Annotated in this window: 15 protein-coding genes; 6 read left to right on the top strand and 9 right to left on the bottom strand. The window is 53.3% G+C overall.

Annotated elements, in window-relative coordinates; genetic code table 11:
- The first annotated feature begins 89 nt into the window (after window positions 1-89).
- Window positions 90-1730: a glycerol-3-phosphate dehydrogenase/oxidase gene (locus ACT3R4_RS13665; RefSeq protein WP_441679333.1), complete on the top strand. Its 1641-nt coding sequence runs from the start codon at window positions 90-92 to the stop codon at window positions 1728-1730.
- Between the two features lie 136 nt (window positions 1731-1866).
- On the opposite strand, the gene ACT3R4_RS13670 is transcribed toward ACT3R4_RS13665, so the two are convergent.
- From ACT3R4_RS13670 to ACT3R4_RS13690, 5 genes are all read right to left on the bottom strand, one after another.
- Window positions 1867-2091, bottom strand: a complete 225-nt coding sequence (locus ACT3R4_RS13670) for a hypothetical protein (RefSeq protein WP_172116492.1) — start codon at window positions 2089-2091, stop codon at window positions 1867-1869.
- 422 nt (window positions 2092-2513) lie between these two features.
- A complete protein-coding gene (gene glpK / locus ACT3R4_RS13675; RefSeq protein WP_441679334.1) occupies window positions 2514-4001 on the bottom strand; it encodes a glycerol kinase GlpK in 1488 nt (495 codons plus the stop codon).
- Between the two features lie 109 nt (window positions 4002-4110).
- Entirely contained in the window at window positions 4111-4869 is a 759-nt protein-coding gene (locus ACT3R4_RS13680; RefSeq protein ID WP_087105625.1) for a DeoR/GlpR family transcriptional regulator, read from the bottom strand.
- 140 nt (window positions 4870-5009) lie between these two features.
- Entirely contained in the window at window positions 5010-6854 is a 1845-nt protein-coding gene (locus ACT3R4_RS13685; protein ID WP_441679335.1) for an SLC13 family permease, read from the bottom strand.
- A 311-nt stretch (window positions 6855-7165) separates the two neighbouring features.
- Window positions 7166-8143, bottom strand: a complete 978-nt coding sequence (locus tag ACT3R4_RS13690) for an NADPH:quinone reductase (protein ID WP_441679336.1) — start codon at window positions 8141-8143, stop codon at window positions 7166-7168.
- Between the two features lie 195 nt (window positions 8144-8338).
- Between ACT3R4_RS13690 and ACT3R4_RS13695 the strand changes: the two genes are divergently transcribed.
- Both ACT3R4_RS13695 and nfo read left to right on the top strand, forming a co-directional pair.
- The gene (locus tag ACT3R4_RS13695; protein WP_441679337.1) at window positions 8339-9103 is read left to right on the top strand and encodes a glycerophosphodiester phosphodiesterase family protein; all 765 of its coding nucleotides are present in this window, start codon (window positions 8339-8341) and stop codon (window positions 9101-9103) included.
- A 38-nt stretch (window positions 9104-9141) separates the two neighbouring features.
- Window positions 9142-10002: a deoxyribonuclease IV gene (gene nfo / locus ACT3R4_RS13700; RefSeq protein ID WP_172116487.1), complete on the top strand. Its 861-nt coding sequence runs from the start codon at window positions 9142-9144 to the stop codon at window positions 10000-10002.
- Here nfo and ACT3R4_RS13705 read toward each other — a convergent pair.
- Window positions 9972-10559, bottom strand: coding sequence for a helix-turn-helix domain-containing protein (locus ACT3R4_RS13705; protein WP_193056347.1), 588 nt, complete (start codon window positions 10557-10559; stop codon window positions 9972-9974). The two genes, nfo and ACT3R4_RS13705, sit on opposite strands and share 31 nt — an antisense overlap.
- 320 nt (window positions 10560-10879) lie before the next feature.
- On the opposite strand from ACT3R4_RS13705, the gene ACT3R4_RS13710 reads away from it, so the two are divergent.
- A complete protein-coding gene (locus tag ACT3R4_RS13710; RefSeq protein WP_441679338.1) occupies window positions 10880-12091 on the top strand; it encodes a benzoate/H(+) symporter BenE family transporter in 1212 nt (403 codons plus the stop codon).
- A gap of 114 nt (window positions 12092-12205) precedes the next feature.
- Here the strand turns inward: ACT3R4_RS13710 and ACT3R4_RS13715 are convergent, their stop codons facing one another.
- Window positions 12206-12640 (bottom strand): hypothetical protein, encoded by a 435-nt coding sequence (locus ACT3R4_RS13715; protein WP_087105633.1) that lies wholly within the window; start codon window positions 12638-12640, stop codon window positions 12206-12208.
- A gap of 237 nt (window positions 12641-12877) precedes the next feature.
- Between ACT3R4_RS13715 and ACT3R4_RS13720 the strand changes: the two genes are divergently transcribed.
- Window positions 12878-14614, top strand: coding sequence for a proline--tRNA ligase (locus ACT3R4_RS13720; protein WP_441679339.1), 1737 nt, complete (start codon window positions 12878-12880; stop codon window positions 14612-14614).
- Window positions 14615-15084: 470 nt separating this feature from the next.
- On the opposite strand, the gene ACT3R4_RS13725 is transcribed toward ACT3R4_RS13720, so the two are convergent.
- Entirely contained in the window at window positions 15085-15603 is a 519-nt protein-coding gene (locus ACT3R4_RS13725; protein WP_441679340.1) for an FKBP-type peptidyl-prolyl cis-trans isomerase, read from the bottom strand.
- 96 nt (window positions 15604-15699) lie between these two features.
- On the opposite strand from ACT3R4_RS13725, the gene ACT3R4_RS13730 reads away from it, so the two are divergent.
- Window positions 15700-17061, top strand: coding sequence for an AmpG family muropeptide MFS transporter (locus tag ACT3R4_RS13730; protein WP_441679341.1), 1362 nt, complete (start codon window positions 15700-15702; stop codon window positions 17059-17061).
- A gap of 39 nt (window positions 17062-17100) precedes the next feature.
- Here the strand turns inward: ACT3R4_RS13730 and ACT3R4_RS13735 are convergent, their stop codons facing one another.
- Window positions 17101-18921: an SEC-C metal-binding domain-containing protein gene (locus ACT3R4_RS13735; protein WP_441679342.1), complete on the bottom strand. Its 1821-nt coding sequence runs from the start codon at window positions 18919-18921 to the stop codon at window positions 17101-17103.
- Between the last annotated feature and the right edge of the window lie 24 nt (window positions 18922-18945).

An 18945-nucleotide genomic window follows, 5' to 3' on the forward strand; every position in this document is an offset into this window, starting at 1 on the left:
GATCGCAAACGATCACATATTCTTCATAAATGAAAATAACTGTGTTTTGCTTTGGTTATCAAACCTAATTTCCCATTAATGAGGCTATCATGACCCTGCGTGAACAAAACGTTAGTCAATTGACAAGTACCACCTTTGACGCGCTGGTAATTGGTGGCGGTATTAATGGCGCGGCCAGCGCGGCGGCACTGGCAGGCAAAGGTGCCAAAGTCGCCTTGATTGATCGTGGCGACTTTGCAGGCAGCACCAGCATGCACTCCTCCAACCTGGTGTGGGGGGGCATCAAGTATATGGAAAGCAATGACTTTGGTCTGGTGCGTAAACTCTGTAAAAGCCGCAACCATCTGATCAAGAGTTACCCTTCCACGGTTGAGGAAATACGTTTTCTCACCACGATTACCAAAGGGTTTCGCCACTCCCCTCGCTATCTTTGGGCAGGCACCTGGCTTTACTGGTTAATGGGTAATGGTTTTACCAAAACGCCCCGCCTGCTTTCGCCAAAAAACATCAAGCAAGAAGAGTCGATCATTAATGTCGATACATCAGTGGGCGGCTTTGAGTATTCGGATGCCTACCTGCACGACAATGATGCTCGGTTTGTGTTTAATTTTATCCGCCACGCGCTCGATTTCGGTGCGACAGCCGCCAACTATGTGGAGTCGCTGGGTGCTGAGCGCAAAGATGGTGTCTGGGTAACGAAAGCCCGCAACACCATGGATGGCAGCACGTTTGAGATACGAGCCAAGGTATTGATTAACGCGGCTGGCCCGTGGGTAGATCATCACAACAAGCTGACCAACCAGCAGACATCTCACCAGCACCTTTACTCAAAGGGCATCCACTTAATCGTGCCGCAGTTAACAGAGTCAAAGCGTGTACTGGCGTTTTTTGCTGACGATGGGCGGCTTTTCTTTGTTATCCCCATGGGCAATCGTACCTGTATCGGCACTACCGATACGCACATGGACCACCCTAATGCGGTGGTGACCGATGAAGACGTAAGCTTCGTGCTGGAGAACATTAACAAGCGCTTAACGCTTGAGAAGCCCCTGACACCTGACGATATTATTTCAACACGCTGTGGCGTGCGCCCCTTGGCCGTCGAGGCCAACCAAGGCAGTGACCGTGACTTCCTGCAGCTTTCACGCAAGCACATTATTGATACACATGACGATACGGCACATATCAGTATCTTTGGTGGCAAGCTCACCGACTGTTTAAACGTCGGTGATGAAATTGCGGATGCGGTAACCCAGCTAGGCGTGACGTTAACCAACCCCAGGTTCCAGTGGTACGGCGAACCTGCTGATTCTGTTAAGCAGCAATTTATGGCTCAGGCCGAGCGTATCGGCCTTGATGCGATGACGCCCAGCACCTCTTCAGAGCTACTGACAAAACGCCTGTGGCGCCGCTACGCGGATAAAGCGTTTGCGATGCTTGAGAAAATCGAAGCAGACCATGACCAGGCCGCCTTGCTTATTGAAGGTACCGAATATATTCGCGTTGAGCTTGAACACGCCCGCGATTATGAAATGATCACTGAACTGGAAGATTTCCTGCGCCGCCGGGCCAAAATATCGCTTGTGGTGCGTCATGATCAGCTACGCCACTCTGAAGGGCTTAAAGAGGCTTGCCGGATGCTTTTCGGTGACCAGGCCGATGAACGATTTAATGCCTACTTCGAAAATAATTCTGGCGAGGCGATTCAACAAGCAATGGCAGACGCCTAGTGCTTGCTAAAAGCACATAACCAAACGGACATAATCAAACGGACATAACCCAATTATCGTGCTAAAAAAGCTCCCTTAAAATTTTTAAGGGAGCTTTGTGTACATCCACCACCAAGGCTTCTAAGCGTTTAACGCCTTACTCCTCGTTGGCAACCTGTAGCTGCGAGTCGCCTGCCAACACTTCATCCCAGGCTTCATCCAGCGTACAGCCAGACCGACTATCGAGCGTATCGATCACTTCCACGGCACATTGAAGCGATCTCGGGCTATCTTTAAGCGCAAGTACCAGTTTAGCTAGGTCCTGCTTGCTAAATGTACTGGCAATCTGGTTAGCTTGTTGGCTTAGTTCAATACAGTTCATATTCAGTACCTCATGGTATGGTCATCCGTTGCCGGTCTCACAAAGGGCTTTCGTTGGCAAAGCCAGCCGCCCTATACGTATGGTGGCATTGCTACTCATGCCAGGTCGGATAAGCACCTGGTTCGGTGACTGCGAACGGTCAAAAAAACAGATAAAATCTTCGCTCTTTAGCGCCTGCTGTATGCACGCACAAAGGTTATATGGCAAGGCATAGTGCGATGTGTCGGGGTAACGAGGCATCACTCCATCCCATGCCTTGACTATGGTTCATGAACGATCAGCCAACAATGCATCATTGGACGCACGCCCCGTTGTAGCTTGACTACATTGGCCGCCGCCCAGGGTTAAACGTGTTAAAAGCTTACAACAAGAAGAGAATCAAGAAGTGCACGCAGCCACCTTACGATGGCTACGTGATGGCCTTATTCGCCGGAACGTACGCGCGACACGGCATCCAGCCAGCCTTGGTACAGCTGCTCGCGAGACGCATCCTCCATGGTCGGCATAAAGCTCTTTTCACAGTCCCAGAGCTGTTCAATTTCTTCCAAAGAGTCATACCAGCCTAAGCGTAAGCCTGCCAGGTACGCTGCTCCCAGTGCAGTAGTTTCTAAAATAGTGGGACGATCCACCTCAACATCCAGCATGTCGGACAAAAACTGCATCAGCCAGCTGTTCTTAACCATGCCGCCATCCACGCGTAGTTTGCTTGGTGTGGCGTCCATATCGTCGTTCATGCAGTGCTGTAAATCGCGAGTTTGATAACAGACTGCCTGCAAGCCTGCCGCAACGATTTCTGCAATACCGGTGTCCCGTGTCAGGCCAAAGATTGCTCCCCGCGCTTTAGGGTCCCAGTGCGGCGCCCCAAGCCCCGTAAAGGCAGGTACCAAATAGACGCTATGGCCCAGCCGGGTCTCCTTGGCAAGCGCCTCGGTTTCAGCCGCATCCGCAAACAGGTTCAAGCCATCCCGCAGCCACTGTACGGTTGCGCCTGCGACAAAAATACTGCCTTCCAGCGCATAGGTGGGCTTACCGTTAAGCCGATAGCCGATGGTGGTCAACAAGCGATTACGCGAAAGCGCGGGCGTGTCACCGGTGTTTACAATCATAAAGCAGCCGGTGCCGTAGGTGCTTTTTCCCATACCCGGCGTAAAGCATGCCTGCCCTACTAGCGCTGCCTGCTGATCGCCCGCCACACCGGCAATCGGTAGCTCAGCCCCTAACCACTCTGTCTCCATCATGCCAAAATCATCGCTGGAGTCTTTCACACTGGGCAGCAGGTTGGCGGGTATGTTGAACAGCGCCAGCAAATCCTCATCCCATTGCTGGGTGTGTATGTTAAAGAGCGCTGTACGTGAGGCATTGGTGGCATCGGTGACATGCTGCTTACCGTTTGTCAGCCGCCAAATCAGAAAGCTATCTACGGTGCCAAATGCCAGCTCGCCACGCTCAGCGCGTTCACGGGCACCCTCCACGTTCTCAAGCAACCACGCCAGTTTCGTCGCCGAAAAGTAGGGATCAATTAACAGGCCGGTTTTTGCTTGAACGCTATCGGTATGCCCAGCTTCACGCAGCGTTTGGCAGGTATCAGACGTTCGCCGATCCTGCCATACAATCGCGTTATAAAGTGGCTTACCTGTTGCGCGGTCCCACAACAGCGTGGTTTCACGCTGATTGGTAATACCCACACCCGCCACTTGACCTGCAGAAATACTGGCCTTCACCAGCACTTCTTTGCAGGTCGCAACTACTGATTCCCAAATATCTTCAGGATCATGCTCAATCCAGCCATCACGGGGAAAGTGCTGGGTAAACTCTTGCTGGGCAACGGCCGCAATTTCCCCTTGTCGGTTAAACAAGATGGCACGGGAGCTGGTGGTACCTTGATCAATAGAAAGTAGATAACGGGACATTAGATGTTCGCTTTGAGGTGAATATTTTCGCTTTATTATGAATAAGGCTACGCTAAGCCTTATTGATGCTCAAGTACGAAAATACCTCTACAAAGCAGCCTTGGCCCGTTTAGGCGATATAGAGCGCCACATCATATTGGGTTAGCAACTGCTGGATAGACTCGGGAGGCTTACGGTCAGTGAACAACGCATCCAGCTGGGAAAGATTCCCTTGGCGTACCACAGGGTTGCGATGGAACTTGGAGTAATCCGCGGCTAGATACACGCGTCGCGAATTAGCAATGATCGCTTGGGCCACACGTACTTCCTGGTAATCGAACTCCAACAAAGAGCCATCTTCATCAATACCGCTGATACCAATAATGCCGTAGTCGACCTTAAACTGATTAATAAAGTCGATGGTGGCTTCACCGATGATGCCGCCATCCCGGGAGCGCACTTGGCCGCCCGCAATGATGACGTTAAAGTCTTCTTTATGCTGCAAAATAGCGGCAACGTTCAGGTTGTTGGTGATCACTTCCAACCCTTGATGCTCCAGCAATGCCTGGGCAATGATTTCATTGCTGGTACCAATATTGATAAACAGCGATGAGTGATTAGGAATATGCTGCGCCAGACAATGAGCAATACGCTCTTTCTCTTCAAGATGGAGTGTTTTACGTGTGCTGTAGGCCGTATTAACGGTGCTTGACTCAATTCCCACGCCACCATGCACCCGCCTCACTCGGCCCTCATTCGCCAACGTGTTGAGATCGCGCCGAATCGTTTGAGGCGTTACTGCGAAATGATCAGTCAGTTGCTCAATGCTCATATAACCGTGCTGACGAACCAGCTCGACAATCGCATCCTGACGGTATTGTTGATTCATAGGCTTAGCCTGTTCACTTTTATTTATCGCCAAGCGTAATAGGGTAACAAAATCTGATAGCCCTGATCCACACGACGAAGCTCAACAAAGCTCGGTGGCACACGGAGGGGCCACCGAGCACTATCTTTTGCTGTCGTTACTTACAGCGGCCATACCCACAAAATAACCGGTAGGGCGACTACCAGCACAACGATCGAAAGCGGCAAACCTAGCTTCCAATAATCACCAAACCGATAGCCGCCTGGCCCCAGCACCAGTGTATTGGACTGATGGCCGATGGGGGTTAAAAACGCGCATGAAGCACTCACCGCGACCACCATTAAAAACGGATCAAGAGAGACATTAAAGCCTTGGGCTAAACTGGCGGAAATCGGTGCCATTAACAATGCGGCGGCGGCATTATTGACCACATTTGAAAGTAGCATGGTGAGCACGAAAAGGCCGATTAAGGAAATAAAGATGGGCCACTGCGCGCCAAAGTCCAGCAAGATGTTCGCTACAATCGTGGCTCCACCGCTGGTTTCCAAGGCCTCCCCTACGGGTATCATAGCGGCTAACAGTACAATCACAGGGCCATCAATGGCCTGGTAGCCATCCCGCAGTGGCAATACCCCAATTAATAGCGAAATAAGCGCGGCACAGCCCATTGCGACCGCAGCGGGCAGAAGGTCCAGCAGCATCGCGACAATGGCCAGCGCAAAAATCCCGATTGAGATAACCAACTTACGCGGCTGGCCTAACTGCAGCTCCCGATTAGCCAACGGCAAACAGCCTAAGGTAGAAAGGCTATCACTAATTTCGTTCTCGCTGCCCTGAAGCAGTAGTACATCGCCGGTTTGAAAACGAATATCCCGCAAGCGCTGCTTCAAACGACTACCGTCACGAGCAACCGCCACCAGATGTAGACCAAACTGTTGATTTAATCGCAGCTGTCGGACACTGCGATTATTCATCATCGAATCATTACGCACGACCGCTTCGATCAGTTGCAGCCCTTCGGTATCCACCGGCTGCCGGCCCTCACTGCTGTCTGCTTCGCCCTCATCCTCTTTTGAGGCATCTTCATCCTTCTCCTCAGGCTCCGCAACCGCACTCAACCCTACTTTATCTTCAAGCAGCTTTAGATCATCCGGGCCCGCCTCAAGCAGTAAAATATCGCCCTCTTGCAAGATCCCATGAAAGGAGTAGCCCGCCCGACGGTTATCGTCGCGCACTACGGCCAATACAGGAATGGTTTCCTCAAGCTCATCGCGTAACTGCGGCAGCGTTAAGCCGTTGGCTTTAGAGTCCTTGGTAACGTTAAGCTCTACCAGATAATTGGCGGTATCAAACATCTCTTCAGTTGATGACTTCGCATTGCGTTTAGGCGTTAAGCGCCAGCCAATTAACACGATAAACACAAGGCCTACAGCAGCTACCGCAACCCCGACAGGGGAAAAGCTGAACATGCCAAAATTTTCCCCGGTTACACTGCCACGGTAGCTGGAGATAATAATATTGGGCGGTGTGCCAATCAGGGTGGTTAAGCCCCCCAGCAACGAACCAAACGCGAGCGGCATTAAAAGCAGGGAAGGAGACGTGTTATGTTCGCGGGCAAGCCGCATGGCAACGGGTAGCAATAGCGCTAACGCCCCCACATTATTCATAATGCCGGACAACACCACCACGGTTCCTACTAGCGCTAAAAGCTGGTGTATCAGTCGGTCACCCACCTTGAGCACTTGGTTGGAGATAATATCCACTACGCCAGAACGCTCAAAACCACGGCTTAACACCAGCACGGCAGCCACCGTAATGACGGCGGGATGACCAAACCCGGCAAACGCTGAATCAGCCGGAACAAGCCCTAGCATCACCGATGCAAAAAGCGCCGTTAATGCCACTAAATCATAGCGGAAACGCCCCCATACGAACGCTACCAACGTTAATCCCAGCACGATAAATATCAGTGTGCTGGGTGCTAAGCCGATTGCTTCCATCGCCATGCGAATCATCCCCTGTAATGCTACCCGGCCTACTTACCCCTTCCGGCTTGCCTTTGTAAACCACAACCCATGTAAAGAATGAGAAGAACCTTCACACATTAGACGGTATCTATACAGACGTATAGCGTGTGCAAACGTTAGAGAATAGCCGACCGGCTGGAACTGCTGATAAAGCCGCATAGGGACGACACATTGGCTGCGCTTCCCAGAACGGTAATCTGAAAAAGGTACAAATAAGCAGTAAAGAGGAGCTAGTCTGAAAGCTAAAATCAACAAAAGCCGCGTTTGCGGCTTTTGTTGCTCGCTACCGATCAGGGCAGCAGTACGGTTGAACCGGTTGTTTTACGGTTCTGGAGTGCATCCTGGGCTTTACCCGCATCGGCCAGCGGATAGCGGTTGGCAACATCAATTTTGATTTTGCCACTCTCGATCATGCTAAAGAAATCTTTGCACATCATTTCCAGGCGCTCGCGCGTGTCGGCATAACCGTTCAAGCTGGGACGGGTCACAAATAGCGACCCTTTCTGATTCAAAATTCCAATATTAACGCCATCAACCGGGCCGGAGGCATTACCGAAGCTGACCATTAACGCGCGAGGCTTCAGGCAGTTTAACGACATTTCCCACGTGTCCTTACCTACAGAATCATAAACTACATCGCACATTTCGCCGTTGGTAAGCTCGCGAACACATTCAACAACATCTTCTTCAGTGTAATTAATGGTCGCCCATGCGCCATTTGCCAGCGCTAAGTCGGCTTTCTCTTTAGAACTAACCGTACCAATCAACTTCACACCTAACGCCTTGGCCCACTGGCAGGCAATCGAGCCTACACCACCCGCCGCGGCATGGAACAAGATGGTCTCGCCACCTTTAAGTTCATGCGTTTGGCGTAACAGATACTGCACGGTTAAGCCTTTAAGCATGCTCGCCGCGGCGGTTTCAAAATCGATGAAGTCAGGCAGTTTGACGACTTTTTCAGCCGGCAGCGTATGGTGCGTCGCATAAGCGCCTAACGGGCCTTGCGCATAGGCAACGCGGTCCCCAACACTGAGATGAGTCACCCCTTCGCCAACCGCATCAACAATACCCGCGCCTTCAGTACCCAAGCCCGCAGGCAGCGACGGTGCTGGGTAAAGGCCGGTACGAAAATAAATATCAATAAAGTTGAGGCCAACGGCTTTATTGGCGATCCGAACTTCACCTGACTTGGGCGCTGCCGGGGTAACCGTCGCTACTTCAAGCACCTCGGAACCGCCGGTACGGGCAAACTCGATACGCTGAGACATATAAACTCCTTATACTTTATTTTGACAGACAGACATTTTGTAAACGAGCTAACGGCTATCCAAACGCTTTAGGCGTCAGAAATCAAGCCGTTAGTTCTAAGCGAGCGGCATTCACTGCGATTGACCTGACACGCTGATGTCACTTGCGCATGCTAGACTGATTTTACTCAATCTGTGACGCCTTATGGATGTGCGATGACCCACCCTGCTATTACCCTCCCTACCCTAATTGCTCACCGCGGCTATTCCGCCGCCGCCCCTGAAAACACGCTAGCCGCCGTACGAGCCGCGTATGAAGCAGGTGCCCGCTGGGTTGAGCTGGATGTTCAATTACTGGGCGACGGCACCCCCGTGATTTGGCATGACGCAGAAGTGGACCGTTGCTCTGATGGGCGGGGGAACCTCAACACGCTCACTTGGCCACAGGCCAACGTTCTGGATGTCGGCAGTTGGTTTGGCGATGCCTTTGCGGGTGAAAAAATGGCCAGTCTGGAGGCCATGCTGGCGCTGCTCAATGAGCTGGAGATGGGCGTCAATATGGAAATAAAAGTCAATAAAGGCCGCGACCCAATCGAATTGGTCAATCGCGTACTACCAGAAATGCGCGATGCCCTATCGCCAGAACGCATGATTGTGTCTTCGTTTGATGTAGATGCACTTAAACACTGCCGCACATTGGCGCCAAAAGAAGAGCTGGCGCTGGGAGTCTTGTTTGGTAACACGCCCAGGGAGTGGCGCGCCCTCTGCGAGGCGGTTGATGCGTTCAGTATTCACCCTCACTGGCCACGCTTAAAACGCGACCAGGCCGATGCCATGCACCAGGCGGGCTATCAACTGTTGTGTTACACCGCGAATGACCCAAGCGCTTTTAATAACCGTTGGGAATGGGGCATTGCTAGCGTGATTACCGACGAACCTGCTATTTTTAAACGTTTTTTGGATAACCAGCGTTCAAAATAGAGTCATTAGGGGGATATCATGGAATACAAGGGGGGTTCATGAAATACATAGGTGCACACGTTAGCGCAGCGGGCGGAGCCGACCAGGCCGTGCAACGTGCGGTGGAAATAGGCGCTAATGCCTTTGCGCTATTCACTAAAAACCAGCGCCAGTGGAAAGGCAAGCCGTTAACCGATAAGGCAATTGAGGCTTTTAAAGCCGCTTGTCGCCAGCATGGCTTTGGCCCAGAGCAAATTCTTCCCCACGATAGCTACCTGATTAACCTGGGGCACCCGGAAGCCGAGGGGCTTGAGAAATCCCGTGCGGCTTTTTTGGATGAAATGCAGCGCTGCGAACAACTAGGGCTGACGCTACTTAACTTTCACCCCGGCAGCCATCTAAACAAAATCAGCGAGGCGGATTGCTTAAAACGTATTGCGGAATCGGTTAACGAAGCGCTGGTGCATACCCAAGGCGTAACGGCCGTTATCGAGAATACCGCTGGGCAAGGCACTAACCTTGGCTGGCACTTCGAGCACTTGGCGGAAATCATTCGCCATGTCGATGACAAGTCACGCGTTGGCGTATGTATCGATACCTGCCATGCGTTTGCGGCGGGGTATGATTTACGAACCGCCGAAGCGACACAGGCAACCTTAAATGAGCTTGGCAGCATCGTAGGCTTTGAGTATCTGCGCGGTATGCATTTAAACGATGCCAAAAGTGCGTTTGCCAGCCGGGTTGACCGCCACCACAGTTTAGGAAAAGGCAATATTGGCCTGCCTGCCTTTACCACCATCATGCAGGATGCCCGCATTGATGGGATCCCGATGATTTTAGAAACCGTAGAGCCTGATATCTGGCCTGAAGAAATCAGCTGGCTGCGCACTCAAGCAGAAGAGGCCGCCCCCGGCAAATAGTGAATCACATCATGAAAGCGTAAGCGCGTGGCCGTGGCATTGCGCATTGCGTGGGGGCGGTCAGCAAAAAAGCGCAGCCCCTCGCCTACCTTTAGCGTTTGCCAACGGTCATCAATGCGCAGCTCCATCTCCCCTTCAACCACCACAATATGTTCTACCACGCCCTCGGCATGCGGCGCTGACTCGCTGATCGCGCCGGGCGCCAGCTCAATCATGAACATTTCAAAGCCCAACAATGGATCATAAGGGAAAATCAGCCGTGCCTGCATACCTGCACTGTCATCTCCCCATACCGACTCTCCGCTATCCCGGCGTAGCTCACCCTGAACCGGTTTTTGGCTGTCGAATAGGGTAGAAAACGACACTCGAAAGCCACTGGCGATTTTCCACAGCGTTGATACGGTCGGGCTCGACTCACCACGCTCGATTTGCCCTAACATGGCTTTGCTTACGCCTGTTTCAGCCGCTGTGCGATCCAGGCTCCAGCCCTGTTTATTGCGTAACTGCTTAACCGTGCTGGCTATATGTTCAGCAATGGTGTGAACTTCACTCGCCATAGGGCTCCCCCTTTAACGCCATAAAAGAAGTTTACTGACTCACTCGTCAAAGCGACACACGCATTTAATCGGCACCGCGATGCGTATCTTTCCGTGCTGATAATGACTTTCACTTCGCCAGCCCTTCGGGCCGGCATGTTCTGTTGCTTTTTTAGCTACGTATCGCCGCCCAAGCTCATGAGCAAGGGCCCCTTAAACGGCGCATATCTCTTTAGGGTAAGGCCTTCTTAATGGCGTTGTGCGCTATAGCGCACGGTGGTAGCCTACACAACTGTGCGCTATAACGCACATTTACTAATAAGCGTTAGCGAGGAGATACCATGGAGGCGCCATCCAGCGAAGAGCATGCCACCTCGCCACGGCCACACAACTCGGCTTGGCGGGATGTTAGCCTATCAACGGTGACGGCTGGGTTTGTTGCCGTCGTCATTGGCTATACCAGTTCAGCAGCGATTATTTTTCAGGCCGCAGAGGCTAGCGGCGCATCCGCAGCGCAAATAAGCTCCTGGCTCTGGGCGCTGGGAATTGGCATGGGTGTTACCTCCTTCGGGCTTTCGCTGCGTTACCGCATGCCGATGCTAACCGCCTGGTCGACGCCAGGCGCCGCCTTTCTGGCCACTAGCTTGCCGGGTATCCCGCTTGATGAAGCTATTGGCGCTTTTCTATTCTCAGCGCTGCTTATTACGCTATGCGGCGTAACGGGGCTGTTTGATCGTTTAATGCGCTATATACCAGGCGCGATAGCGGCCGCCATGTTGGCTGGCATTCTGCTGCGCTTTGGGCTGGGGCTGTTTAACGTTATCGAGACACAGTGGCTAATCCCACTCGTTATGCTGGCCGCCTGGATAGCAGGCCGTCGCTTATGGCCCACCCTTGCGGTACCCGGCGTACTCGTCACCGGGCTGGGGCTTGCATTTGCGCAGGGGCAAATCAATTTAAACGATATTCCATTGACTCCGGCCATGCCCGTTTTTACTGCGCCTGCATTCTCCTTAACGACCCTGATTGGCGTGGGCATTCCACTTTTTATCATTACCATGGCGACCCAAAATCTACCAGGCGTGGCGGTTTTACGCGCGGCAGGCTATCAACCTGACAGCTCACCGCTTATCAGTTGGACAGGCGGCGCAAGCCTGCTGCTTGCACCATTTGGTGGCTTTGCGCTCAATATGGCGGCGATCAGTGCCGCTGTCTGCATAGGCCCTGATGCCCACGCTGATCCACGGCGCCGCTACACGGCTGGCATGGCCGCTGGCATTTTTTATACCATTATGGGGATTTTTGGCGCGACGGTGACCGGCGTGTTTAACGCCCTACCCAGCGCACTGGTGATTGCCCTGGCGGGTATCGCGCTGCTTGGCACACTGGCAGGCGGGCTAGCCAGTGCTTTTGCCGATAGCCGACATCGTGATGCCGCCATCGTCACTTTCTTGTTGACCGGTTCAGGCATTACGCTACTGGGTATTGCTGGGCCATTTTGGGGGTTAATCGCGGGTTTAATCACCTTAAAGCTGACGGCGCCCAACCAATAACTAATCATTAATAACCAACAACCAATAAAAAACGAGATCCCCAGGCAGACTTACAGTACAGCCCTGGGATCTCGTTTTCTTCAATGAAGGTTTGTTGATGTAGGGCTTTAAACGTTACATCGTCGCCAGGCGCTCTTCATCCATCACACCCGACATCCGCACCATTGCCAGCGCTTCTTCAAGGTTGCTCATTTCTTCAATCATCACCAGCTCGCTTTCCAGGCTAACCGGCTGGCCCGCCTTGTCGGACAACAACTTTTCAAGTGACGCCAGATTTAAGTCACGATCAAGGTGTAGAACATCAACAGAAGCGCTGTTATTACTGGGCAGGTAGATCGTGCCATTTGAGAAGTCGACCGCGTAGGCAATAACACCGGGAACAATGAAAAACAGAAGACCCACACCGTTGGCAATGGCCACTACCGGGTCAATTTGGCCGCTTAATTGGCCTTTCCGCTCTGGATGAAACAGGGTACCGCAACCAGTCAATGCAATAATGGAGGCGCCCACAACGGCTCCCGATAACCAACGGCGTACAGTTTGCTTCATCAAGATTCTCTCAAAAATTCAAAAAAGCGCGCAGGCAAAAAGATACCTTTAAAAGATAGCTTTACAGGAAAACTGCCCGCGAGCACATGTGAAAACGCGTTCATATTAACACAAACAGCCCCCTGGATAACGGGCATGCTGGCGGCAGTATTTTGCCGCGCTAACCGCTAAGCCGTACAATAGCCTCATTCAACGCTAAACCAGCGGCTTTTATACTATTAAGGAATGTTATCTCCCATGCGCGCCAGCCAATTATTAATCGCTACGTTAAAAGAAACCCCGGCCGACGCCGAAGTCATTAGCCATCAGTTAATGTTGCGTGCCGGGATGATTCGCCGCCTGACCTCTGGCCTGTACACTTGGCTTCCGCTGGGTCTGCGTACACTGCGTAAAGTAGAAGCGATTGTTCGCGAAGAAATGAACCGTGCCGGTGGTCAGGAAGTACTGATGCCCGCCGTTCAGCCGGCAGAACTATGGCAGGAGTCTGGTCGCTGGGAGCAGTACGGCCCTGAGTTACTACGCGTAAAAGACCGCCATGATCGTGACTACTGCGTAGGCCCGACCCATGAAGAAGTCATTACGGACCTGGTGCGCAAAGAGATAGCAAGCTATAAGCAGCTGCCGGTTAACTTCTACCAAATCCAAACCAAATTCCGTGATGAGATCCGTCCACGCTTTGGAGTGATGCGTTCGCGCGAGTTCATCATGAAAGATGCCTACTCCTTCCATTTGGATGAAGCATCGCTGAAAGAGACATACCAGGCCATGTACGACGCCTACACGCGAATTTTTACCCGTTTGGGGCTGGACTTCCGCCCGGTGATTGCGGATAACGGCTCTATCGGCGGCACCGGCTCTCACGAATTCCATGTACTAGCAAGCTCCGGCGAAGACGATATCGTGTTCTCGAATGCCTCTGACTACGCCGCCAATATGGAAAAAGCTGAAGCCTTACCGGCACCGTTAGGTAGCGATGTACAGCGCGCAGCGCCCAGTGAAGAAATGCGCGTTGTAGAGACGCCAAACGCCAAAACCATCGCAGCACTGGTTGAGCAGTTTAAGCTCCCTATCGAAAAAACCGTAAAAACATTGATGGTTCATGCTGCTGAAGGCGGATTGATTACGCTGTTGGTGCGCGGCGACCACGAGCTTAATGAAGTCAAGGCAGAAAACCTTCCTCAGGTAGCGACGCCGCTCACCATGGCAAACGAAGAAGAAATTCGTGCTGCTGTAGGCGCGGGACCTGGCTCACTAGGCCCTATCGGCCTTAAAATGCCGGTCATCATTGACCGCAGCGTTGCCTTGATGAGTGACTTTGGCGCGGGCGCGAATATTGATGGCAAGCACTACTTTGGCATTAACTGGGAGCGCGACGTTGCCCTGCCCCAGGTCGCCGATTTACGTAAAGTGGTTGAAGGCGACCCGTCACCGGATGGTGAAGGCACGCTGTCGATCAAGCGCGGCATTGAAGTCGGCCACGTGTTCCAGCTAGGTCAAAAATACTCTGAAGCCATGAACGCGAGCGTGCTGGGCGACAACGGCAAAACCAGCCATCCGTGGATGGGCTGCTACGGCATTGGCATTACTCGTGTGGTGGCAGCAGCGATTGAACAAAACCACGACGAGTCCGGTATTATTTGGCCTAACGCAATTGCTCCTTTCCAGGTCGCGCTGGTGCCCATGAATGCGCATAAATCCCAGCGCGTTCGCGAAGAGTCAGAGCATCTTTACCAAGCGTTAACAGCCGCAGGCCTGGACGTACTGCTTGATGACCGCGATACACGCCCAGGCGTTAAGTTTGCTGATTTGGAACTGATGGGCGTTCCTCACCGCTTGGTAATTGGTGACCGTAGCCTGGATAACGGCGAGCTTGAATACAAGGGCCGCCGTGACAGTGAAGCGACCATGATTCCAGCAGATGATATTGTCGATTTCCTGCTCGAAAAAGCCAGCGCGCACCCCACAGCTCAGTAAAGCAGCATCTCGTCCCACCGCCGTGTCTCAACGCGGCGGTGATCCTCGCGACTTAACAACCACACAGGCTTAACAGCGCTTGTACGTACTCATCGTTATGTCGCAGACAAAAAAAACCGGCCCAGTGGGCCGGTAAAAAGGAAGCTTACTTCTTAAAGTAAACCCCCTCCCCTGACGCAAGGCTTAGCAGGCGTTTGCTTGCGTGGCATGCTGCATCAATAACGGGCGTCGCCACGCGCCTACTAACCAAGAAAATGAGTGACAATACTCGCATTTGGGTCACTGGCACACCGCTTGGGACTCCCCAATCTAAAGCGGCTTATGTGCGCTAACTGGTCATCATCTTATCGAGCCGCACTATATCAGTCTCTGACCTGGGTCAAATTTTAAGAAGGTGCCACGAACCTTTTTGAGTCATTTTAATACAGCCTTTAAACACCCACGCTGAGACGCGCTTAACGCAGCTCAACTTAAAGCACTTTACGATCCTCTACCTTGGCATGCTCGGTTCCCGGTGGAAGCGGATGTCCTTTTGCCAGTTCCGCCCGTGTTGCTTCACGCTGCTCCAGAATGTTTACCTGGTAGCTCAGCGTACGCCCTGCCAACGGATGATTGGTATCTACGGTAACTCGGTCTCCTGCCACGCTCACTACCGTTACAATTTGCGGCCCGGCCTCGCCTTCGGTTTGAAAGCGGCTGCCCGGCGTTAAGTCGGCGTTACCAAACGAGCCACGGCCGACTTCTTGTACCAGGCCTTCATTGCGCAGGCCATAGGCCTCTTCAGGTAAAAGCGTCACCGTTACTTCATCACCGGCCTTTAGGCCAGCTAATGCGCGCTCAAGCCCAGACACGATATTGTCGTGGCCATGCAGATACTCAAGGGGCTTATTGCGGGCTCGTGAATCATCCAATACCTGCTCACTGTTATCGCTTAAAACATCGCTAAGCACATAGTGCAACGTAACGACCTGATGTGCCGTGATCGACATGGAAAACTCCTCTCCGGTAAGCTATCAACATTGTCATAAACATTGATGCAGTTTATCACTTGGCTCAGGCCAACGTCTCTTCTGGAGTTGAACGATATGCCCACCCCTTTACCCCAGCGTAGCTGGCTAGCCGCGCTGGCGATTTACTTTCGGGCACCTGTTATTACCATGCTGTTTCTGGGGTTTTCCGCGGGCTTACCGTTCTTACTGGTTTTTTCTACGCTGTCGGCCTGGCTACGTAGCGACGGGATTGACGTCGCCGCCATCGGCTTTTTCGCGTGGATAGGAATGCTCTACTCGATCAAGTTTTTCTGGGCGCCCGTGGTAGACAGGCTCGCCCTGCCGGTCCTCACGCGCATGTTCGGGCAGCGACGAGGCTGGATGCTGCTGGCCCAAGCAATGATTGCAGCGGGGCTTGTGGGTCTTGCAGGCGTTAATCCCCAAGGTAATCTTGGCGTGGTAGCCGCGTTTGCGCTGCTGGTAGCGTTTGGCTCAGCTACCCAGGATATTGCGATTGATGCCTACCGCATTGAGTCCGCCGATGACGACGTCCAGGCCGCCATGGCATCTACCTACATTATCGGCTACCGGGGTGGCCTGCTGGCCGCAGGCGCCGGGGCGCTCTATGTAGCGTCAGCCATTTCCTGGGACGTGGCCTACTTAACCATGGCGGCGCTCGTCGGCGTGGGTGTCCTCACCGTGCTGATTCGCCCCGAGCCCAAGCGGGCGTCGCTCTCGGTGCAGTTAATTCATGAACCTAAAGTACGTGCGTTTATTCGCGCTAGCCGTGGCCAACCTAAAGTGCTACGCCGCATGGGCGCCTGGTTTATCGGCGCCATCGTATGCCCCTTTACCGATTTCTTTCGTCGTTATGGGGTAAAAGCGCTGGGCATTCTGGTGTTCATTGCAGTGTTTAGAATAAGCGATCTTGCCATGGCGTCGATGGCTAACCCGCTTTACATTGATCTTGGCTTTTCACTGGCAACGATTGCCAATGTGACCAACATCTTCGGTATTGCCATGAGTATTGGCGGCGGTCTTCTGGGCGGGTTACTGGTCGCACGTTACGGTATTGGGCCGGTGCTGATACTGGGGGCCGTTGCCGCCACCTTCACCAATTTGCTGTTCTCGGTACTTGCATTGATCGGCAATCAGGTACCCATGCTGGTGGTCACCATCATCGGCGATAACCTGGCCAATGGATTGGCAAGCGCCGTGTTTATTGCGTTTCTCTCCACGCTCACGTCGCGTGCATATACGGCAACACAGTACGCGTTGTTTTCATCATTGATGACGCTACCGGGGAAGTTTTTAAGCGGCTTTGGCGGGCTAGTGGTTAGCGCCCAAGGGTATGTCACGTTCTTTATCGTTGCTACGTTGCTGGGGTTACCCGCCATTCTGCTGGCTATCTGGATTAGCCGCGACAAGCAGCTGGTGCCCACCCCACAGCCGCGCTGAGCGGCTGTGGGAAGAGTAAGCTCGTACATAAGAAGAGGGTTAGCGGTGGCTATCCAGCCACTCAAGCGCACCTGGCGTGGTACGCCACTGATCACGCATCAGCGTACGGTACTGCCACGCCTCAGCACGTGAACCTGGGTCCACCTGGCCATCGGCATAAGGTGTCGCTGGGCGCGGTTTTTCCGCACAGATCATCTCAAGCGCGTGACGATTATGAGCGGTGACGTCGCCAAGCACCTCCTCGGCCGCCTCATGCTCATTTAAGCGATAAAGCGCCAACGTGCGTCCCATTAGTAACCCAAGCACCAGTGAGCCATCATCGTCTTCCGACTCCTCAGTGAGTGCCAGCGCTTCCTGGTTGCGGTCATCGCGCAGTAGCTGGTCAAGCACCAACTCTTTAAGGCCCAGGCTATCTTCCTGGTCGATGGCTAACAACTCTTCAGCCAGCTCTCGCGAATGCTGGCGTGCGCCGCGCTCCATGCCGACCACTAGCGCCAACCCTGTGCGCAGCAGCATGGCATTATCAGCATCATCCCAGCACAGGCTGCCATTACCTGCGGCTCGGGCTTGTTCCAGCCAACGTGAAAGACGCACCGCCAGCGGCTCCAGCAGGCTTGGCGCCATCCACGGTAGGCTTCCAAAACGGCTGGTAAGCGCGAGAGTGACATCCTGAACGACCTGAGGCGCATCCAGCCACTCAGGGTGCGCGCAGAGCGCTGACATCCACTCCTCTGCATTGCCCCACGGGTCGTCGCGAAAGCCCAGCGCCACATCTTCATCGACCATTACCTGGAACTGCTCATGCCAAGCGGCGAACAGGGTCGCTTCACGTGCGGTGGTCACATAATGCAAATGCCCACTTTCCGGGTCGGTGTTAATATCAAGCTTGGGCGCTGTAGGAAGGACAGCAAGCAGTGTTTGCAGGGATACCAGCGGCGTGGCCAGGTCCTCTTCAGCACTTAACAGCTGATCCGCAAGCGTCGCCCCAGGATTATCAGCAAGTGCCGCAAGAAAATCCAACTGCTCCTCGTCAAGATCACCCTGGCGCACCAGGCGCCGATACCAGAAATTAGCCCGCTCTTTGGCTTCTTCTTCATGGCCTTCATGAAGCAGCAACATCGCCTCAATATAAGCAAGCGTGGGCGAATCAGGCAGGGCCTGCTGGGCTTTGACAAAGGCTGCCCGGGCGCTGTCCAAATCATCATTATCCAAATGCATTAAACAGAGCCGTTCAAGGGCAACACCGCGTAAAAACAGCGGCCCGCGCTCCATCACTTCATCTAGTAGGTCTGCCCGTTTGCGGGTAAAGCCACGCTCCTGATAGATATCCAGCAGGATTTCAAAGGCGGGCTCGGCCTGCTCTGGCAGCCGCGACCAGTCACTGCCATCAAACAGTGACTCCAGAATCTGCATCGCCCGGCCAGTTTGACCGCTTTCTGCGGCAATCAGCCCGGCTTCCAGCAGTGCCTGCGGCGGCGCCTGACGGCTCTCCAATGCAGACTTCAGCGTGGCGCCCTTCCATTCACGCAGCGACAACATCCACATCATCTGCTCTGGAATGTCGGTGGGGAAATCAACGCGATAACAGCACTGCTTATACTTGCGCCCAGAGTCGCACCAGCAAGCTTCGTTACGCCCTGGCGTCGCCAGCGGTTCACTGGCAAAATCCAGCCTGGCCAACGGCGTTTGTGACCATAAAATAGGGGCCAGCGCCTGGGCGGTGGCGACATCACCGTTAAATGACTTGGCGCCCTCATCGCGTGCCCAGGTCATAAAATCGGGATAGTGTTCTTGCTGCCTGATTGCCGAGAGTGCCCTGGAGGCAAATCCCAGCAGCTGATCGACCCATACCGCTAGCATTGCCGTCTCCACTGTGTTTAAAAG

The sequence above is a fragment of the Halomonas sp. AOP7-E1-9 genome (assembly GCF_052376035.1).
Taxonomy (GTDB): domain Bacteria; phylum Pseudomonadota; class Gammaproteobacteria; order Pseudomonadales; family Halomonadaceae; genus Vreelandella; species Vreelandella citrativorans.

Bases quoted from the DNA above. Each gene is read 5' to 3' on its own strand.
- ACT3R4_RS13665 (WP_441679333.1), top strand. From the start codon at position 90: ATGACCCTGCGTGAACAAAACGTTAGTCAATTGACAAGTACCACCTTT.
- ACT3R4_RS13670 (WP_172116492.1), bottom strand. From the start codon at position 2,091: ATGAACTGTATTGAACTAAGCCAACAAGCTAACCAGATTGCCAGTACA.
- glpK (WP_441679334.1), bottom strand. From the start codon at position 4,001: ATGTCCCGTTATCTACTTTCTATTGATCAAGGTACCACCAGCTCCCGT.
- ACT3R4_RS13680 (WP_087105625.1), bottom strand. From the start codon at position 4,869: ATGAATCAACAATACCGTCAGGATGCGATTGTCGAGCTGGTTCGTCAG.
- ACT3R4_RS13685 (WP_441679335.1), bottom strand. From the start codon at position 6,854: ATGGCGATGGAAGCAATCGGCTTAGCACCCAGCACACTGATATTTATC.
- ACT3R4_RS13690 (WP_441679336.1), bottom strand. From the start codon at position 8,143: ATGTCTCAGCGTATCGAGTTTGCCCGTACCGGCGGTTCCGAGGTGCTT.
- ACT3R4_RS13695 (WP_441679337.1), top strand. From the start codon at position 8,339: ATGACCCACCCTGCTATTACCCTCCCTACCCTAATTGCTCACCGCGGC.
- nfo (WP_172116487.1), top strand. From the start codon at position 9,142: ATGAAATACATAGGTGCACACGTTAGCGCAGCGGGCGGAGCCGACCAG.
- ACT3R4_RS13705 (WP_193056347.1), bottom strand. From the start codon at position 10,559: ATGGCGAGTGAAGTTCACACCATTGCTGAACATATAGCCAGCACGGTT.
- ACT3R4_RS13710 (WP_441679338.1), top strand. From the start codon at position 10,880: ATGGAGGCGCCATCCAGCGAAGAGCATGCCACCTCGCCACGGCCACAC.
- ACT3R4_RS13715 (WP_087105633.1), bottom strand. From the start codon at position 12,640: ATGAAGCAAACTGTACGCCGTTGGTTATCGGGAGCCGTTGTGGGCGCC.
- ACT3R4_RS13720 (WP_441679339.1), top strand. From the start codon at position 12,878: ATGCGCGCCAGCCAATTATTAATCGCTACGTTAAAAGAAACCCCGGCC.
- ACT3R4_RS13725 (WP_441679340.1), bottom strand. From the start codon at position 15,603: ATGTCGATCACGGCACATCAGGTCGTTACGTTGCACTATGTGCTTAGC.
- ACT3R4_RS13730 (WP_441679341.1), top strand. From the start codon at position 15,700: ATGCCCACCCCTTTACCCCAGCGTAGCTGGCTAGCCGCGCTGGCGATT.
- ACT3R4_RS13735 (WP_441679342.1), bottom strand. From the start codon at position 18,921: ATGCTAGCGGTATGGGTCGATCAGCTGCTGGGATTTGCCTCCAGGGCA.